Below are 15065 nucleotides of genomic sequence, written 5' to 3' on the forward strand. Positions count from 1 at the left end.
GCCAGTTTAAATAGACGCCTCTTATATCACAAATTGTGATGACGCGTCAGCAGGTGAGAAAGTCGTAGTTGCAGCCATCTCCTTGCAATGCATCGCGCTTACGTTAACAATACGTCAAAATAACCCTTTATATACCCAGGTAATTGTCGTTGCGGCAAGGCAGCAAGGGCATGAATCCCGATGAGCTGATTAAACTCAGTGATTCGGGTGAATGACCGCCGCTGACGCCGCTGCAACGTCAAGTACGCAGGGGATAATCAGTTTCGTTAACCCGCACACGTAATACGGAATGTCTCAATGCTAAAGATCTACAACACCCTGAGTCGTCAAAAAGAGGAATTTAAACCTATCCATGCTGGTCAGATTGGCATGTACGTGTGCGGAATTACCGTTTACGACCTGTGCCATATCGGCCATGGACGGACATTTGTCGCATTTGATGTAGTGGCGCGTTATCTGCGTTATAGCGGTTATCAGCTGAATTATGTACGCAATATTACCGATATTGACGATAAAATCATTAAACGCGCCAATGAAAACCGCGAAAGTGTTGAAACCCTGACTAACCGTATGATTGCGGAGATGCATAAGGATTTCGCTGCGCTGAATATTCTGCCGCCGGACCAGGAACCACGCGCCACCCGGCATATCAGTGAGATTATCGAACTGGTCAGCAAGCTGATTGCACGCGAACATGCTTATGTCGCCAGTAATGGCGATGTGATGTTCTCCGTTGAGAGCGATGCGGATTACGGAAAATTATCCCGCCAGGATCTTGAGCAGCTGCAGGCTGGCGCACGCGTCGAAGTTGCTGAAGATGTGAAACGTAATCCAATGGATTTCGTGCTGTGGAAAATGTCAAAAGTTGACGAGCCAAGCTGGCCATCGCCATGGGGCGCAGGCCGTCCGGGCTGGCATATCGAATGTTCGGCGATGAACTGCAAACAGCTTGGCGATCACTTTGATATTCATGGCGGCGGGTCCGATCTGATGTTCCCGCACCATGAAAACGAAATTGCGCAGTCGACCTGTGCGCATGACGGTCCGTATGTTAACTACTGGATGCACTCCGGTATGGTGATGATCGACCGTGAAAAAATGTCGAAATCACTGAATAACTTCTTTACCGTGCGCGACGTGCTGGCGCACTACGACGCAGAAACCGTGCGTTATTTCCTGATGTCCGGCCACTATCGCAGTCAGCTGAACTACGGTGAAGATAATCTGAAGCAGGCGCGTGCTGCGCTTGAGCGTCTGTATATCGCGCTACGCAATACTGACGCCAGTGCTGATATCGCCGGTGGTGAAGTGTTTGACGTGCGTTTCCGTGAAGCGATGGATGACGATTTCAATACGCCAGAAGCTTACTCCGCGCTGTTTGATCTGGCGCGTGAAGTTAACCGTCTGAAAGCGGAAGATATGACTGCAGCGAATGGTCTGGCAGCGCGTCTGCGTCAGCTGGCTGGCGTGCTGGGGCTGCTGGAACAGGATCCTGAGCAGTTCCTGCAAAGTGGCGCAAACAGCAACGATCAGCAAGTGGCGGAAATTGAAGCGCTGGTCAAAATGCGCATTGATGCGCGTCAGGCGAAAGACTGGGCGCAGGCGGATATCGCGCGTGACAAGCTGAATGAACTGGGAATTGTACTGGAAGATGGCCCGCAGGGAACCCGCTGGCGTCGTAAGTAATTCAGGATTGCCCGGGATTATCTGCACTAACGTAGGGGAGCCGTTTTCGGCTCCCGGCTTAATGTGAGAACGGTGTTAATCACCGTCACGGGCGGCGAAAACGCCGCCCCGGCAGCTTCAGCTGCCGTTATCAGGCGGTAACCGTCACCTGATTGCCATCAAACTCTACCACTTGTCCGGCGACAATTTTGCAGCGCTTGCGAAGTTCCACTGCGCCATTTACCGTGACATGGCCTTCGGCAATCAGCGATTTCGCCATCGCACCACTCTCCACCCAGCCTTCCAGCTTCAGCAGATCGCATAAATCAACGTGTGGGTGTTTACCCAGAGAAAAGGTCGCCATTATTTTGCTGCTCCATCGTGATATTCTTCGCATGCCTGCAGGGTGTTCTGAATCAGGGTTGCCACCGTCATCGGCCCGACACCGCCAGGCACCGGGGTAATCCATGCCGCGCGTTCGGCGGCAGCTTCAAAGGCCACATCACCGACGACTTTGCCACTTTCCAGACGGTTAATCCCGACATCAATAACGATCGCGCCTGGTTTAATCCAGTCGCCCGGAATAAAGCCAGGTTTACCCACTGCAACCACCAGCAGATCCGCATGCTCAATATGATGGCGCAGATCTTTGGTAAAACGGTGGGTGACGGTGGTGGTGCAGCCAGCCAGCAGCAGCTCCATGCTCATTGGACGGCCAACAATATTCGACGCGCCGACCACGACCGCATTCAGACCATAAGTCTCGATATTATAACGTTCCAGCAGCGTCACAATCCCACGAGGGGTGCAGGGACGCAGTTTCGGTGCGCGCTGACACAGGCGACCAACGTTATACGGATGGAAGCCATCGACATCTTTATCCGGCGAGATATGTTCCAGCACTTTAACATTGTCGATACCTGCCGGTAGCGGCAGCTGCACCAGAATGCCATCGATTTGCTGGTCATTATTCAGCGTTTCAATCAGCGCCAGTAACTCGGCTTCGCTGGTGGTGGCGGGCAGATCGTAAGAACGGGAGATAAAACCGACTTCTTCGCAAGCGCGACGTTTGCTGCCGACATAGATCTGTGACGCCGGGTTTTCCCCGACTAATACTACAGCAAGGCCAGGTGCGCGTTTACCGGCTGCCAGACGTTGCTTAACTTTTTCCGCAACCTCAAGGCGCACCTGCTGCGCAATCGTTTTACCGTCAATAATTTTTGCTACCATCAGAGAGGAAATCCATCTGTTTTGAGTTAAATCGGGGAATGCGCCTATTCTGGCAGAAGCGAGCGCCGCTGTCAGGCACAGAATACTCTGTGAATGCGGATAACTGCCGCCGGTTGTCTGACCTGGGGCTGGCTGTTACTCTGTCGCCGCGGATTTCCCCGAATAAAGCGCCTTTGGGCAGGATAGTAAATGATCTGGCTGATGCTTGTAACCCTGGTCGTGGTGTTTGCCATTGGCTTCAGAGTACTGAACTCACGTTCGCGCCGTGCAACCAAAGCGCTGAGCAAACGGCTGAACCTTGATCCCGTCTACGTTGAATCGCTGATTAGCCTGATGGGAAAAACCGCCGGAGAAGAATTTGTCGATTATCTGGCACGAGATAATGAGTCTCATGTTGCTAATGCTGCCAGCGTGCTGTTTATCTGGCAGGTGTTTATTGTTGATGAATCCGACGCTAACCTTGAGTTCTGGCGCGGCGTGTTGCGTAAGGCTTATCTGCCAACCGATCTAAGCGCGGAGCATGTTCGGCTGGCGCTCAGTTTTCTGCGGGAAATTGAACCCGACGCGCAGGAGATGCATGCTTTCCGCTTGCGCTATAACGCGCGCTTTGCGCCAGCGGATGAGATGAGTGGCGAGGAGTATGGCAATATCTATTCCATTCATTCCCGCCTGAACCGCCACTAAAATTACGCCATTTTGCTCTCAGGGCAGGGTGACTGCTCAATAGTGCAGCAACAGTGCGCACAACACGGTAAAAACGTTGACTCACCATGTGCGCGCCGTATAATCCGACGCAATCACCATGCGCCCTTAGCTCAGTTGGATAGAGCACCGGCCTTCTAAGCCGTAGGTCACAGGTTCGAATCCTGTAGGGCGTACCATTACAAATCAAGTAGTTACAAAATTCTCAATCCAGCCTGATTATCCCCTTGTGTCATATTTGTGTCGTTAACCGCCAAAAGTGCGTCAATTTTGCACGCATGTTCGGTCAGGTGGTTTGGCGCCAGGTGAGCATAACGGCGCACCATTTCGATTGACTCCTATCCAATGCATAGAACACGTACATTTACAGATAACTAATTAAGCTTCTTTGTTGCCTTTAATATCCCGGCCAGACTAAGACTCCGCACCTTTGCCAGCAGTTGAAGCCTGTTCCCAATACTGTGTTTTGACCTTAAAAGTCAGCAACTGATAAGACAGACTGATTAAATATCAATTAGTCGTACCAATAAAGGTCACTTTGGTGTTCAACTCGTCTTCAAGTGTTATACGGCAATACTCAATCTGGCTGCCGCCTGCTTGGCATACGGAGAGTTCAATTTTGCCTGGATGCTTACCATTGGAGACATATCGCATAATGGCAGAGATAGCATCTGTAGAGTCAGATCACCGTACTAAACCTTTCAGCCCCATCTTCGTCAGCTGCGCTCATATCCCCCTGACTGGCTCTCCATATAATGAATCGATGGCAATCCAGCCTTTATGATTACTGTCCTGCGATTCGCCAGTGATACCGTCAATTTTCAGGAAGAGGGCTGTACTCATAATTAGTCCTTTTGCTTTCGCAGGAACGCCAGCTGAAAGAAATAACAGAAGCGGAGCAGCGGCGCGATAGTTTTGTGAGCCACAACCAGAGGTTGGCAGAACAAACCACACGAATTGAAAGCGAATACCTAATCGCCAAAGGGCTAGATGGCTTCAACCTGCCTTGCCTGCCCGATGGATCCATTCTTCTCTCGCTGGTTGATGAGTCCGGCAATGTGGTCGCAGCGCAGACCATCACGCCACAGGGTGAAAAGAAGGTGCTTTATGGATCGGCTACCGAAGCAGGACGCGAATGGCTCAGAAACCGCCGCAACGAATGCCTGGCGAAGCGGGTGAGACCACCAGTGCTAATCGACACCTTTGGCGACGTGACCAAAGCCGCAGCCGATACACAACACCGTATGGGCTTAGTCAGACCGGGCGGCGAGGCGTTCAGATTGAAAAAGAAGTGAGTTATCTATCGAGGAAAGTTGGGAGAACAGAGGAGACAACAACAATTGCAATGTTAATAATTATTGATAGGATGTTTCCGATTGCAATCAAAGGAAGCATTAAATGAAAAAGGTTTTGGCATTGGCGCTCGGAGCGCTTTTACTTTCAGGGTGTACCGTTCGCGTAGCTGACATGACTGTTGCGAGCACTAAAAATTATAATCTAAACGCAGCTAAGTTTGAAAAAGGTGCGCGCGTTACTGGCGAAGATAAAGCCCCAATCGTTATTTTCCCTTTAGGTATTCCTAACGTCAAAACAGCGATGGATCATGCTATTGAGAAAGATAAGTGTGCGGTGGGCCTGAGTGATGTGGTTATCTACCAGTTAAACCACGCATTCCTCTTCGGCACTTACGGATTCCGTGTTGAAGGAACGCAAATCATCGACAAATCACAGATGGGATGTGAAAACCACATCTGATACTAAGCCACCTTCGGGTGGCTTTTTTCTATGGGGCAAGGAAATGAAAAAGTCTATTCTGGCATGTTTTATATCTGTGTTCATTTTGACAGGATGTGGGCCAAAGGAGCTTTCTCCCGAAGAGAAACAAAAAGTTGAGCAACTCAAGGTGGAGTTATCACAGACAGAAAGTGAGATTTCGTCTGCGAATGCGGCCAATCAGAACTACTCTGGCGGGTTGATAAAGACTTTAATAAGCGCCAGAGTGGAAATTCTCAAGACAAACCAAGCGCTAATTAAGCAGCGTATTAATGCTATTGAGTCAGGCGCAAAAATAACAATGGATGTTCCCGGCGCAAAGTCTGATGAGGCGGCATCTGAGTCAATTAAGAGCGAAATAGATGCGTTAAATGATCAGATTTCTCAGGCTAAAGCAGAGGCCAATCAATATAGCGGTGGCTTGGTTCTTGCGATAAAACTGGCAGCAATCGCAACTCAGGAACAAACCATGGCGATGCTTCAACAACGCTACCTTTCAGCCAGGTATGGACTTGCTAACGCTATGCCATCTGACTTGAAGCAAGACAACACTGCGGAAGCTAAGCAAATTCAGAAGTCAGCGCAGGCTAGTAACATTCAGCCATTACTCCCACCGGGTGAGGGGCCGTTTGGTTTAGAGTCAGGTTTGACCAAAAAGAATATCGAAGATATGACTGGTGAAGAGTTAAAACCTGTTGAAAATGTACCCAACCTCTATACGTCACAATCTCTACCGAAAAATAACGCTGATTTTGCGGTTTATGGTCTTCTCATCTCTCCAAAATCCGGCCTATGTGAAATCAGAGCATTGGGAAAAAGCGTTGATACGGACAGCTATGGTCTCGCTCTTCAATCAAAATACAAAGAGCTGCTAAGCTCCTTGTCTTCGATTTATGGAAATCCTGAAAAAACTGATTTCTTGCTATCAGGTTCAATCTGGAAAGACCCTCAGGACTGGATGATGGCCTTGAACAAAAAAGAGCGCTTCCTGTCAGCTCAATGGAAAGAAACATCTGCAACACCTTTTAAAAACAATCTTACATCGGTCTCTATGGAAGCAAGGGCTAATGGCTCCAGCAAGGGGTATGTTTTTCTTCAGTATGACTTCAACAGCATAGATGCTTGCAACGCGGAGATTGAAGACGCCAAGAAAAGCTCGTTATAAACCTTCTTCTCTATGTTGATATATAAACGCTTATAAAATTTTGTAACCACACCTCGCTCCGGCGAGGTTTTTTTATGAGCAAAATATTCGATCAAAAGTAAGCGTCCAGCCTGAGCCGTATTGATTATTTATCAGAAGGGATAACGATATTCCACGGCAGCAGTTCATGCACCCGGGTGACCGGCCAGTCCGCGATAACCGTCAGCACATGCCGCAGGTAACTTTCAGGATCCATGCCATTCAGTCTGCACGTCCCGATCAGGCTGTACAGCAGCGCACCCCGCTCTCCGCCATGGTCTGAGCCGAAGAACAGCCAGTTTTTTCGCCCCAGACTCACCATCCGCAGCGCGTTTTCCGCGATGTTGTTGTCAGGTTCGGCCCAGCCGTCGTCACTGTAATACGCCAGTGTACCCCACTGGTTAAGCGCATAGCTGAACGCCTTTGCCGTTTCCGAGTGGTGCGACAGCGTCTTCACCTTTTCGCGCAGCCAGCTTTCCAGCTCTTTCAGCAGCGGTTTCGTCTGTTTTTGCCTTTCCGCCAGCCGGTGCTCCGCTGGCTGGCCACGGATATCGGTCTCAACGGTATACACCTGCCGATGCGCACCAGGGCTTCTTCCGTTGTGGCCGACGGCGTTTGTAGTGGCACTGGCGCAATGGGCCGAAGAACATGGTGTGTTGCTGGAATTTATCAAGCCGGGAAAGCCGACGCAGAATGCCTTTATCGAACGGTTCAACCGGACATACCGGACGGAGATACTGGATTTTTATCTGTTCAGAACCCTGAATGAAGCACGTGAAATTACAGAGTGCTGGCTGGCTGAATATAATGGCGAGCGCCCCCACGAATCCCTGAATAATCTGACACCGGAAGAGTACCGGCTGATGGCTGAAACCCCAAAAATCTCAAAAAGTGCGTGGAACTAAAACGGGTGCGCTTACAGATAGTCCAGGAGCTATATAGAGGCGCGACAAAGTAAGATAAGCCCATGCGGGGCATGGCTTATTGGTCGGGCCTTTCTGGTAACAGCTTGCCAATGATATATACAGTTAATATCGACAGACCAATGGCCACGAAGCGTTCGAACCAGGTGTCATAGTGAAAGAACCAGTAACAACACACAAATACCAATAACCCACCGATAATCGAACCGGAGGTTTCAATCAGGGTATACATGATACGTTTACCCAGGCTCAGTTTGGGCGTTTTATCGTCTCGCATTGATCTCACTTTCCACCATATCAATGATCCTTTCAAATGCCGGTTGTCCTTGCATCCGTTTTACCTCAAGGGCTTCGATAAAGGGGTTAAGCGCCGGTTCAACAAGGAAGTAAAGCAAATCAAGATCGCGATGTCGCAGGGCGTTGTATACCTCTGGATTGTACAGCTGGAGGCGCGATGAAGTGTAGATACACCTTTCAGTCATTCCTCCTATCAAAAGAATATTTCCGATAGCGGCACCACGAATTGTAATTAAAAACGAACTGCGTTGTGCAATCGTCGTAGCCAGCTTGCCAGCTATCAGGGAGTTTGTCAGCGTCCGGCCAGCTACAGAAGCAATAATCTTACCGTAAATGGCGTTCTGCTTAGATTCGGGCACGCTTTTGTTGAAGATGTTGAGAACTGTCTCAATAGTCCTGATGAAGTTATGATTTTCAAGAATGCCGTGCTTTATGGCCGAAATCATTCTTATTGTTTCTGTCTCCCGCTGGGAGCGAGTATCAGTATCTATAAACCCATAGGCAAGATATCCGATATCAGTTGGAACCGACAAAATACCGTGCGTCAGTCCTATGGCCGTCTCCGGCGAGACGATGATTTTTGCAATACGCCTGGCAATTTCTGCGTTACTGCGCATGATAGATTCCTTTCATTTTTTATCGTTTTATAGCCATCATTACCAACAGGCAAAAGCCGACCGCCTGTTTCGCCACCCTCCCTTGGCTCAGCCCGAAGTGCCCGTGACTGCTCGGGGATAATGTAAGCTGGCGACAGTTGCTGGCACTTCTGTGACAGAGTCCGTCTAACGTCGCTGTAATCTGTAATATTCAGTGATGTAATTTGTTGTGGCAGTGCTGGATTCGTTAAAATTAGCATAGCTGTTAGCTGGCATCCAATCCGTTTTCAGGTTCCTGATGAATTGCCCTATATGACTGTTATAAAAGAATTTTACACGTCGTATTGTGTTTTTTTTATCTGCTATCGCCAAAGCAACGGCTCGGGTCTTGCCCGTCAGAACATTTACGGACGTTATCTGCTAAAGGCAACCTGACTGTCAAAAATCTAATCGAAATTCCTCGCGCTGCTGGTGTGTGTTTAACACCGCACCAGACATAATTTCCGCACCATAACGTTACAAGCAGGCAAATATGCATTTATGAACATTCACAGATACGCATAAGTACTTAGCGAGACAATGTAGCAAGTCAGCGATAACGTCGAGCCGGTATACATCCTGCGGCGCGATGCGCCAGTTGTGGTAATGTTGACGCCAACGAGTGCGACGCCATGATCGAAACGCTGTACCTGTTTAGCAATCCGACGAACGCTTCACATATTAATGCGTCACTGCCGGAATTTGAGCGTCGCGAGACCATCGAAATCGACGTATATAGACCAGATTCACCAGGAAATAAGGAGCCTGTTACCACCACTGGCAGGAAATCGACACGAAAATATTCAAGCTTGTCCTTATACAGGATACAGGTCATTTCACGCACTCCTTCCGGCCCTGCAAATGGTCTTTGTAAAGCACAAGGTCTGGCCCGGCGGGCAGAACGACGAAAATAACTTCATCAGATAAAGAGATTCGCTATGTCCAAATATGCTCAGGCAGCAGTTGTAACGGTGAGAAAAAATCAGGGAAAGCAGTCGCCCGATATGCGTCAGGAGTGGGAAAAAACGATGGCTGAATATTTCCCCACTCAAGAGACTTCGCGGAAAAAAAGTTGCCCTAAAAATGCATTTTTGGGACTTTGTGAGGCGGGGCTGATAGTGGGTATTCCAGCGGGCAGTTACGGTTTAAAGCCGGAGAATGTAAACAAGCGCTATGCGGTTGATGCTGTACAGCGGGCTACCGGGGGTATTACTGATAAGAACGAACTGTGGAAAGCAGTCGCTGGTGCTAATAAAACACATAACTCCCAGATGGATATTGTTCTTGAACTATTGAGAGCAAATTTGCTGAAAACTGAGGTATCTTAATGCGATGGCTAAATACTGTCTGGTAAGCATCCGCTTATAGTCAGTTATCAGCCCAATGGAACTTCCCCCCCATATCCCACACTCACCCTGTTAGCAAAATAACGTGGCGCGCCCGTCGTGCCTTTTCATCCGTTATGGTTAAGAGGGATTATTGTGCCGTCACCGATTTCCGGGAGAATTCCCGTTGCACCTGCCAGCCGTGAACTGCGCGATCTGCGACCCGGCGATAAAGTTAATATCCGGCTGGCGCTGGAGCCGGGCAATCGCGCGCACCGCGACTGCGAGGTAAAGGTTAACCGCCAGCAGTTTGATGCGTTGCGGGTCGCCAACCAGGCGATTCAGGATACCCACCGTATTCTATCGATGGGCGTCGGCGATCAGCGTTTTCACTCTGTCAGCACCAACGGCGAAACCTTAAAACGTCAGCTGGTGATGCGTAAGCGGATTAAAGAGCAGGGCATCACGCCACTTAACAGCATGTGGGAAGCAAAACGTTTTCGCGTCGGTAACTGCGGTGAGATGGCGATGGTCTGCGCACAGCTGATCGCCAGCTCCGGGTTAAACCAGCCCGTCTCCGTGGTGGAAACACGCGGCAGAACCGATCATACCTATGTGGTTATCGGTGATCCGAACTCACCTGATGAGAAAGTGATCGCCGATCCCTGGGCGCTGTTTAGCCGCGCGATGCTGGAGAAAAACTTTCATTACGCCAGCGCCAGCTCAAGAGTGGTACATCAATTTACTCCACAATACGATCCCACTATGAAAGCGGCGTTCACCAGTGGCGGTATGGTCAGTCGTGCCGAAGTGGAGCGGGAGTTTGCGGAATTAAACGATGCACTGGGCAACCCCAGCAACGAAGAGTTGATTCAGAAGGCAGTATCTAAACGCTGGGTTTACGATCAGTTTCACGCCTCTGATAACCTCGGCGAGTCTTACCGTTATGGTTCAGGCCGCGATAAACGCTATGTGGATCAGAATATGACCAAAGCAGAATATCAGGAAATTTATAGCGGCCCACGTCCCTCCGCTGCGGAGCCCCGGCCTGCACGCTATTACCCGCCCACTGCTGGCGGCAGTTCCGGCGCACCGCAGCGTAGCGCCAGCACCCGTACTCGTCGTGCTTCCGTTTATGAACCGGCAGCAGAGGTCTCTGAGCGCCTGCGGCGTATGTCGATGTCTGAAGAACCACGCCCCCGACGTCAGTCCTTTGCGGCGGAGCGGCCATCCACGTCACGCCGTCAGTCATTTGCCGGCGAAAGGGAGCCGCGTTATTCAACGCAACCCTCCCGTTCCGCCCGGGTGGAAGTGCGCGACCCGCAGCCAGAATCCTCGCGCCGTTCACGTCGTCACCGCGATCGCGAACGTGAGGGCGAACTGAACAGTCGCAGCGCCCGCTTTGCATCATTTTTCTTCCGCTGATAACCCTTGAGAGGCTACGATGGCTGGTTCTGATACCCTGAAAAATTTATTGATACCGCTGCTGCAAGCCGCAGGTGAAGCGGCCCCGGTGCTGGACGATTCAGACAGCTATACCCTGTCGCTCAGTCAGGATCTGATGCTGGAGCTGAGTGAAACCCCGCAGGAATTTCTGACCGTCAGTTGCCTGCTCGACATTCCGCCAGAGCGCTATGATGAGTGGGAAACGCTGGCCATCTTACTGCAAAGCAATCTGCTGGGGCTGGAGCACCCACCGATCATTACCGGCCTGCTGATCGAACAGAAAAAGGTGATCCTCTGGACGCGTCAGCCGTTTGTGGTGATGGATACGCAATCAATGAAAGTGCTGGTAGAGCGCTTTGCCCAACAGGCTGAGCATGTGCAGGCCTGGCTACTGGAAACGCCAGAGATGACATCCGCAGAGGCGTAACTGTCGCCGCAGGCTCACCTAACACAAATCATTCGCGTTTGTAAGGCACACAATTCATTCATAGTGTTAAGAAAGCGCTAAGGAGGGGTAAAGTACAGTAAGCTTCTGGTTTTTAAGACATTCGGAGATATTTTTATCGGATGACTTCGCGGATAGTATCTCTCAACGGCGCAACTCAGGCCGTGTGAAAATCGAGGATACAACCATGAAAAAAACGACTCTGGCACTTTTAATGACCGTCTTCACAGCCAGCACTTTGTTCTCCACTGTGACCCAGGCCGAAGGCCCTCCGGGACAGCAGTGGCATCAGCAGGGTGGCCATGATGGACGCGGCGGCCCTGAAGGGCATGATGGCCCAGGTCGTGGTCCGGATCATGGACGCGATGATCGTCATGACGATCGTGGCCGCGGCCCGGATCATCATTACGAGTCTCGTGACCGCTTTGCATGGCAGGGACATGACTTTCGTCGTGGCCAGCCGATGCCGCCACACTTCCGTGGCGATGACTACCGCGTAAGCGACTGGCATCAGCGTGGCCTGCGTGAACCACCACGCGGTGAGCACTGGGCGTATATCGACGGTAACTATGTGTTGATTGCGGCGGCGACAGGGGTAATTACCTCTATCCTGTTAAATAACGCTTTCCACTAAGTTCCTGCGCGGCTGGCACGCCCTGTGTCAGCCGCTTTGCTATCAGCTCTTCACACCACCATCCGCATTGGTTGCAGCCAATAATTGCGCCAAAAAGCAGCGGTATTCCACGGATTGCTTCCCGGCTTTCACCGCTATTCTGGTGAAAATATCATTATTCGCCCGCCCCGGAGCACCCGATGCCAGACAAAGATTCCGTTATTGAACGCCTCTCCCTTGAGGTTCTTGCCCTGCGAAATATTGTGCAGATGCTGATTGCCTACGGCAATGTACCCACCGGCGGCAAGCTGAACAAGTACCTCGAGAAAGTTGCCGATGATGTTGAACATCGCGATGGGCGTGAAGCAAATAAAGGTATTGCCGATGTGATTCGCAGCTATATTCGCTGACCGTTCGGCGTTAGCAACCCCCTATTTTCATATCATCAACACAGCCTTGACCCACGACAATCCGGCCCGCGATTAGCCTTCCTATAATCACACCCGTTTATCTTCTAACTGGTGCGAAAGTATGGCTTATCAGCTTGATATTAACTGGCCCGAATTTCTGGAAAAGTACTGGCAAAAGCAGCCGGTGGTATTAAAAAATGCCTTGCCGGGGTTTATTGATCCGATTACGCCGGACGAACTGGCGGGGCTGGCGATGGAAGCGGAAGTCGACAGCCGTCTGGTCAGCCATGCCAATGGTCAGTGGCAGGCCAGCAACGGACCCTTTGCGCATTTTGATGATTTGGGTGAAACCGGCTGGTCATTACTGGCACAGGCGGTTAACCACTGGCATGCGCCCTCTGCGGAGCTGGTGCGCCCGTTTCGCGTATTGCCGGACTGGCGTTTAGACGATTTGATGATCTCTTTTTCGGTGCCGGGCGGCGGTGTCGGACCGCATATCGATCAGTATGATGTGTTTATTATCCAGGGAATGGGCAGCCGCCGCTGGCGCGTGGGTGATAAACTCCCACTGAAGCAGTTTTGCCCGCATCCGGCGCTGCTGCATGTTGAGCCTTTTACGCCCATTATTGATGAAGATCTGGCGCCGGGCGACATTCTCTATATCCCACCTGGCTTCCCGCACGACGGTTTCACCCATCAGACCGCGCTAAACTACTCCGTTGGTTTTCGCGGACCCAATGGCCGGGATTTAATCAGCAGTTTCGCGGACTATGCGCTGGAACAGGATCTGGGTGGCGAACACTACAGCGATCCTGATTTAACCTGCCGCGAACATGCCGGGCGGGTGGAGGATTATGAGCTTGATCGTCTGCGCACGATGATGATCGATATGATTAATCAGCCGGGAGATTTTAAACAGTGGTTTGGTCGCTTTGTGACAACGCCGCGCCACGAGCTGGATATCGCCGCCGCACAACCGCCTTATCAGCAGAATGAGATTGTCGACGCGCTGATGGACGGTGAAGTGCTGACGCGCCTCAGTGGGCTGCGGGTGCTGCGGGTTGGTGACAGCTTTTTTATCAACAGCGACGGGTGGAAAACGGTTGATCCGGACGCGGCTGATGCGCTGTGTCGTTACACGCTTATCGGTAAACAGCAGCTGGGTAAAGCGCTCCACAGTCCGGCTTTCGTTGCTGAGCTCACCGGGCTGATTAATCAGGGTTACTGGTTTTTTTACGAGCAATAACACGATCAATTATGACTTCCGGACCGCGATATTATCCGGAAGTCATGGCCTGAATAGCAGGGGATCTGTCACCCGGCAGACAGCTCATGGCGGGCGGCTTCGGCGATAAAGTGGCTACGATCGCGATATATCGCCGGTTGTTCTCGCACGCGATTATCGATGCGACTGATCAGAGTATCAGGCAGTGCGATATTAATACGCTGTTGTTTACCATCAAACCGCGATAAATCAATATCGATAACCAACCAGCAATCATAATCCGCATATTCCCGATCGCCAGCATAGGCAAGATGACCGGCATCCTTTATCTGCTCAACTGAATATTTTCCGCTTAACAGCATATCTTCAACGGTTAACAGGATCGCTTCACGCACCATGGGGGCGATCTTGTCCTGCGAGTCAGCGGCGGAGAAGCACCCGTAGTCATAAGCTGAAAACGCAGGAACAATCATACCGTAAGCGGTGTTTTCATCTTTTGGCGTCTCTATGCCCACGGAAAAAAACATAATAACCTCCGAAAAAGGCGGGGACCTAAATCCCCGCCATTTTTTTAATGGATTTGACAGTGCCGAGAGGCAAGTCCTTTTTCGGATGCGGCACCGGGAAGGTTTTCCCGGTGATGGGTGACCACCATATCTGGTGGCTACCGCGGTTATGCCGTTTGAGTTCGCATCCGGCCTCTGCCAGCTCCTTTATCAGGTCAGTAGATTTCATTTGCCCTCCTGGCCCTGAATAAATAATACACACATATACACACATGACAAGATCCGCTTATCTTTTTATTTGCTTATGGGTAGCCGTTTAAACCGGCGTTTTTTAAACCCGGCTGATAACTATCGACTAGACTTAACTCACTGGAAGTAAAAGGAGAGAGCGATGTCTGAGAAAAATCCAACGATGCAGCGTGCTGGCAAAGATGACGAACACCCGGCAAAAGATCAGCCCAATAAGCATGGTGAGATCCCACGTAAGCGCGATGACAGTGAAGACGACAATAAAGACCCGTTTAAAGCCGACTAAAGTCAGTGAATAACCATCGCTGCTATCAATTGCCCCTCAAATGCTGGAAGATTGGGTCCATCTGAATAACCCCGGGGGTTTTTTGACCGTTCAGTGCCTGCTAAGCCAGGCGCTTTGCGTCATCCCCGGCGGGAAACGTGTATCCGCAGGAG

Annotated in this window: 19 protein-coding genes, 1 tRNA gene and 4 pseudogenes; 15 read left to right on the plus strand and 9 right to left on the minus strand. The window is 50.7% G+C overall.

Annotated features, from left to right (window positions below):
- Positions 1–297: 297 nt before the first annotated feature.
- Positions 298–1686: a cysteine--tRNA ligase gene (cysS, locus tag J2125_RS17340; protein ID WP_017799361.1), complete on the plus strand. Its 1389-nt coding sequence runs from the start codon at positions 298–300 to the stop codon at positions 1684–1686.
- 130 nt (positions 1687–1816) lie between these two features.
- Here the strand turns inward: cysS and ybcJ are convergent, their stop codons facing one another.
- Both ybcJ and folD read right to left on the minus strand, forming a co-directional pair.
- Positions 1817–2029 (minus strand): ribosome-associated protein YbcJ, encoded by a 213-nt coding sequence (ybcJ, locus tag J2125_RS17345; protein ID WP_017799360.1) that lies wholly within the window; start codon positions 2027–2029, stop codon positions 1817–1819.
- Positions 2029–2895, minus strand: coding sequence for a bifunctional methylenetetrahydrofolate dehydrogenase/methenyltetrahydrofolate cyclohydrolase FolD (folD, locus tag J2125_RS17350; RefSeq protein ID WP_017799359.1), 867 nt, complete (start codon positions 2893–2895; stop codon positions 2029–2031). Before folD ends, ybcJ begins: the two co-directional genes overlap by 1 nt.
- 189 nt (positions 2896–3084) lie before the next feature.
- Here folD and J2125_RS17355 point away from each other — a divergent pair, with 189 nt between their 5' ends.
- Together J2125_RS17355 and J2125_RS17360 are read left to right on the plus strand one after the other, a co-directional pair.
- Positions 3085–3579, plus strand: a complete 495-nt coding sequence (locus J2125_RS17355; protein WP_017799358.1) for a DUF1198 family protein — start codon at positions 3085–3087, stop codon at positions 3577–3579.
- A gap of 120 nt (positions 3580–3699) precedes the next feature.
- Positions 3700–3776 (plus strand) — tRNA-Arg (locus J2125_RS17360).
- Between the two features lie 15 nt (positions 3777–3791).
- Here the strand turns inward: J2125_RS17360 and J2125_RS17365 are convergent.
- Positions 3792–3935: pseudogene (locus J2125_RS17365) on the minus strand (integrase); the annotation flags it as partial.
- Between the two features lie 172 nt (positions 3936–4107).
- A pseudogene (locus J2125_RS17370) lies at positions 4108–4440 on the minus strand (type VI secretion system tube protein Hcp).
- A gap of 11 nt (positions 4441–4451) precedes the next feature.
- On the opposite strand from J2125_RS17370, the gene J2125_RS25000 reads away from it, so the two are divergent.
- From J2125_RS25000 to J2125_RS17385, 3 genes are all read left to right on the plus strand, one after another.
- Complete coding sequence (locus tag J2125_RS25000) at positions 4452–4892, plus strand: PerC family transcriptional regulator (RefSeq protein ID WP_026111466.1); 441 nt, start codon at positions 4452–4454, stop codon at positions 4890–4892.
- A gap of 103 nt (positions 4893–4995) precedes the next feature.
- Positions 4996–5352 (plus strand): hypothetical protein, encoded by a 357-nt coding sequence (locus tag J2125_RS17380; protein WP_017799357.1) that lies wholly within the window; start codon positions 4996–4998, stop codon positions 5350–5352.
- A gap of 43 nt (positions 5353–5395) precedes the next feature.
- A complete protein-coding gene (locus tag J2125_RS17385; RefSeq protein ID WP_017799356.1) occupies positions 5396–6535 on the plus strand; it encodes a hypothetical protein in 1140 nt (379 codons plus the stop codon).
- A 124-nt stretch (positions 6536–6659) separates the two neighbouring features.
- Here the strand turns inward: J2125_RS17385 and J2125_RS17390 are convergent.
- Positions 6660–7171, minus strand: a pseudogene (locus J2125_RS17390) (IS66 family transposase); the annotation flags it as partial.
- Between the two features lie 5 nt (positions 7172–7176).
- On the opposite strand from J2125_RS17390, the pseudogene J2125_RS17395 reads away from it, so the two are divergent.
- Positions 7177–7458 (plus strand): annotated as a pseudogene (locus J2125_RS17395) (integrase core domain-containing protein); the annotation flags it as partial.
- 76 nt (positions 7459–7534) lie between these two features.
- On the opposite strand, the gene J2125_RS17400 reads toward J2125_RS17395, so the two are convergent.
- Positions 7535–7753 carry a hypothetical protein gene (locus J2125_RS17400; RefSeq protein WP_017799353.1) on the minus strand — a complete coding sequence of 73 codons (219 nt, stop codon included), beginning with the start codon at positions 7751–7753 and terminating at the stop codon, positions 7535–7537.
- Entirely contained in the window at positions 7740–8390 is a 651-nt protein-coding gene (locus J2125_RS17405) for a hypothetical protein (RefSeq protein ID WP_017799352.1), read from the minus strand. Before J2125_RS17405 ends, J2125_RS17400 begins: the two co-directional genes overlap by 14 nt.
- A gap of 650 nt (positions 8391–9040) precedes the next feature.
- Here J2125_RS17405 and J2125_RS25005 point away from each other — a divergent pair.
- From J2125_RS25005 to J2125_RS17440, 7 genes are all read left to right on the plus strand, one after another.
- A complete protein-coding gene (locus J2125_RS25005) occupies positions 9041–9322 on the plus strand; it encodes a hypothetical protein (protein ID WP_244987160.1) in 282 nt (93 codons plus the stop codon).
- Positions 9323–9346: 24 nt separating this feature from the next.
- A complete protein-coding gene (locus J2125_RS17415) occupies positions 9347–9736 on the plus strand; it encodes a DUF6979 family protein (protein WP_017799351.1) in 390 nt (129 codons plus the stop codon).
- A 153-nt stretch (positions 9737–9889) separates the two neighbouring features.
- Complete coding sequence (locus tag J2125_RS17420) at positions 9890–11158, plus strand: hypothetical protein (protein ID WP_017799350.1); 1269 nt, start codon at positions 9890–9892, stop codon at positions 11156–11158.
- 19 nt (positions 11159–11177) lie between these two features.
- Positions 11178–11606 carry a CesT family type III secretion system chaperone gene (locus J2125_RS17425; RefSeq protein WP_017799349.1) on the plus strand — a complete coding sequence of 143 codons (429 nt, stop codon included), beginning with the start codon at positions 11178–11180 and terminating at the stop codon, positions 11604–11606.
- 205 nt (positions 11607–11811) lie between these two features.
- The gene (locus tag J2125_RS17430; protein WP_017799348.1) at positions 11812–12258 is read left to right on the plus strand and encodes an RcnB family protein; all 447 of its coding nucleotides are present in this window, start codon (positions 11812–11814) and stop codon (positions 12256–12258) included.
- A 179-nt stretch (positions 12259–12437) separates the two neighbouring features.
- Positions 12438–12647, plus strand: coding sequence for a hypothetical protein (locus J2125_RS17435; RefSeq protein WP_017799347.1), 210 nt, complete (start codon positions 12438–12440; stop codon positions 12645–12647).
- 121 nt (positions 12648–12768) lie between these two features.
- Positions 12769–13893 carry a ribosomal protein uL16 3-hydroxylase gene (locus J2125_RS17440; RefSeq protein ID WP_017799346.1) on the plus strand — a complete coding sequence of 375 codons (1125 nt, stop codon included), beginning with the start codon at positions 12769–12771 and terminating at the stop codon, positions 13891–13893.
- A 68-nt stretch (positions 13894–13961) separates the two neighbouring features.
- Here the strand turns inward: J2125_RS17440 and J2125_RS17445 are convergent, their stop codons facing one another.
- The gene (locus tag J2125_RS17445) at positions 13962–14399 is read right to left on the minus strand and encodes a type II toxin-antitoxin system HicB family antitoxin (RefSeq protein ID WP_017799345.1); all 438 of its coding nucleotides are present in this window, start codon (positions 14397–14399) and stop codon (positions 13962–13964) included.
- Between the two features lie 25 nt (positions 14400–14424).
- On the minus strand, positions 14425–14607 hold the full coding sequence (locus tag J2125_RS17450) for a type II toxin-antitoxin system HicA family toxin (RefSeq protein ID WP_017799344.1): 183 nt from the start codon (positions 14605–14607) through the stop codon (positions 14425–14427).
- 162 nt (positions 14608–14769) lie between these two features.
- Here J2125_RS17450 and J2125_RS17455 point away from each other — a divergent pair, with 162 nt between their 5' ends.
- Entirely contained in the window at positions 14770–14913 is a 144-nt protein-coding gene (locus J2125_RS17455) for a hypothetical protein (protein WP_017799343.1), read from the plus strand.
- Positions 14914–15065: the final 152 nt, after the last annotated feature.

Origin of the sequence: Winslowiella toletana (assembly GCF_017875465.1) — a bacterium.
GTDB classification, from domain to species: domain Bacteria; phylum Pseudomonadota; class Gammaproteobacteria; order Enterobacterales; family Enterobacteriaceae; genus Erwinia; species Erwinia toletana.

Bases quoted from the DNA above. Each gene is read 5' to 3' on its own strand.
- cysS (WP_017799361.1), top strand. From the start codon at position 298: ATGCTAAAGATCTACAACACCCTGAGTCGTCAAAAAGAGGAATTTAAA.
- ybcJ (WP_017799360.1), bottom strand. From the start codon at position 2,029: ATGGCGACCTTTTCTCTGGGTAAACACCCACACGTTGATTTATGCGAT.
- folD (WP_017799359.1), bottom strand. From the start codon at position 2,895: ATGGTAGCAAAAATTATTGACGGTAAAACGATTGCGCAGCAGGTGCGC.
- J2125_RS17355 (WP_017799358.1), top strand. From the start codon at position 3,085: ATGATCTGGCTGATGCTTGTAACCCTGGTCGTGGTGTTTGCCATTGGC.
- J2125_RS17380 (WP_017799357.1), top strand. From the start codon at position 4,996: ATGAAAAAGGTTTTGGCATTGGCGCTCGGAGCGCTTTTACTTTCAGGG.
- J2125_RS17385 (WP_017799356.1), top strand. From the start codon at position 5,396: ATGAAAAAGTCTATTCTGGCATGTTTTATATCTGTGTTCATTTTGACA.
- J2125_RS17400 (WP_017799353.1), bottom strand. From the start codon at position 7,753: ATGCGAGACGATAAAACGCCCAAACTGAGCCTGGGTAAACGTATCATG.
- J2125_RS17405 (WP_017799352.1), bottom strand. From the start codon at position 8,390: ATGCGCAGTAACGCAGAAATTGCCAGGCGTATTGCAAAAATCATCGTC.
- J2125_RS25005 (WP_244987160.1), top strand. From the start codon at position 9,041: ATGATCGAAACGCTGTACCTGTTTAGCAATCCGACGAACGCTTCACAT.
- J2125_RS17415 (WP_017799351.1), top strand. From the start codon at position 9,347: ATGTCCAAATATGCTCAGGCAGCAGTTGTAACGGTGAGAAAAAATCAG.
- J2125_RS17425 (WP_017799349.1), top strand. From the start codon at position 11,178: ATGGCTGGTTCTGATACCCTGAAAAATTTATTGATACCGCTGCTGCAA.
- J2125_RS17430 (WP_017799348.1), top strand. From the start codon at position 11,812: ATGAAAAAAACGACTCTGGCACTTTTAATGACCGTCTTCACAGCCAGC.
- J2125_RS17435 (WP_017799347.1), top strand. From the start codon at position 12,438: ATGCCAGACAAAGATTCCGTTATTGAACGCCTCTCCCTTGAGGTTCTT.
- J2125_RS17440 (WP_017799346.1), top strand. From the start codon at position 12,769: ATGGCTTATCAGCTTGATATTAACTGGCCCGAATTTCTGGAAAAGTAC.
- J2125_RS17445 (WP_017799345.1), bottom strand. From the start codon at position 14,399: ATGTTTTTTTCCGTGGGCATAGAGACGCCAAAAGATGAAAACACCGCT.
- J2125_RS17450 (WP_017799344.1), bottom strand. From the start codon at position 14,607: ATGAAATCTACTGACCTGATAAAGGAGCTGGCAGAGGCCGGATGCGAA.
- J2125_RS17455 (WP_017799343.1), top strand. From the start codon at position 14,770: ATGTCTGAGAAAAATCCAACGATGCAGCGTGCTGGCAAAGATGACGAA.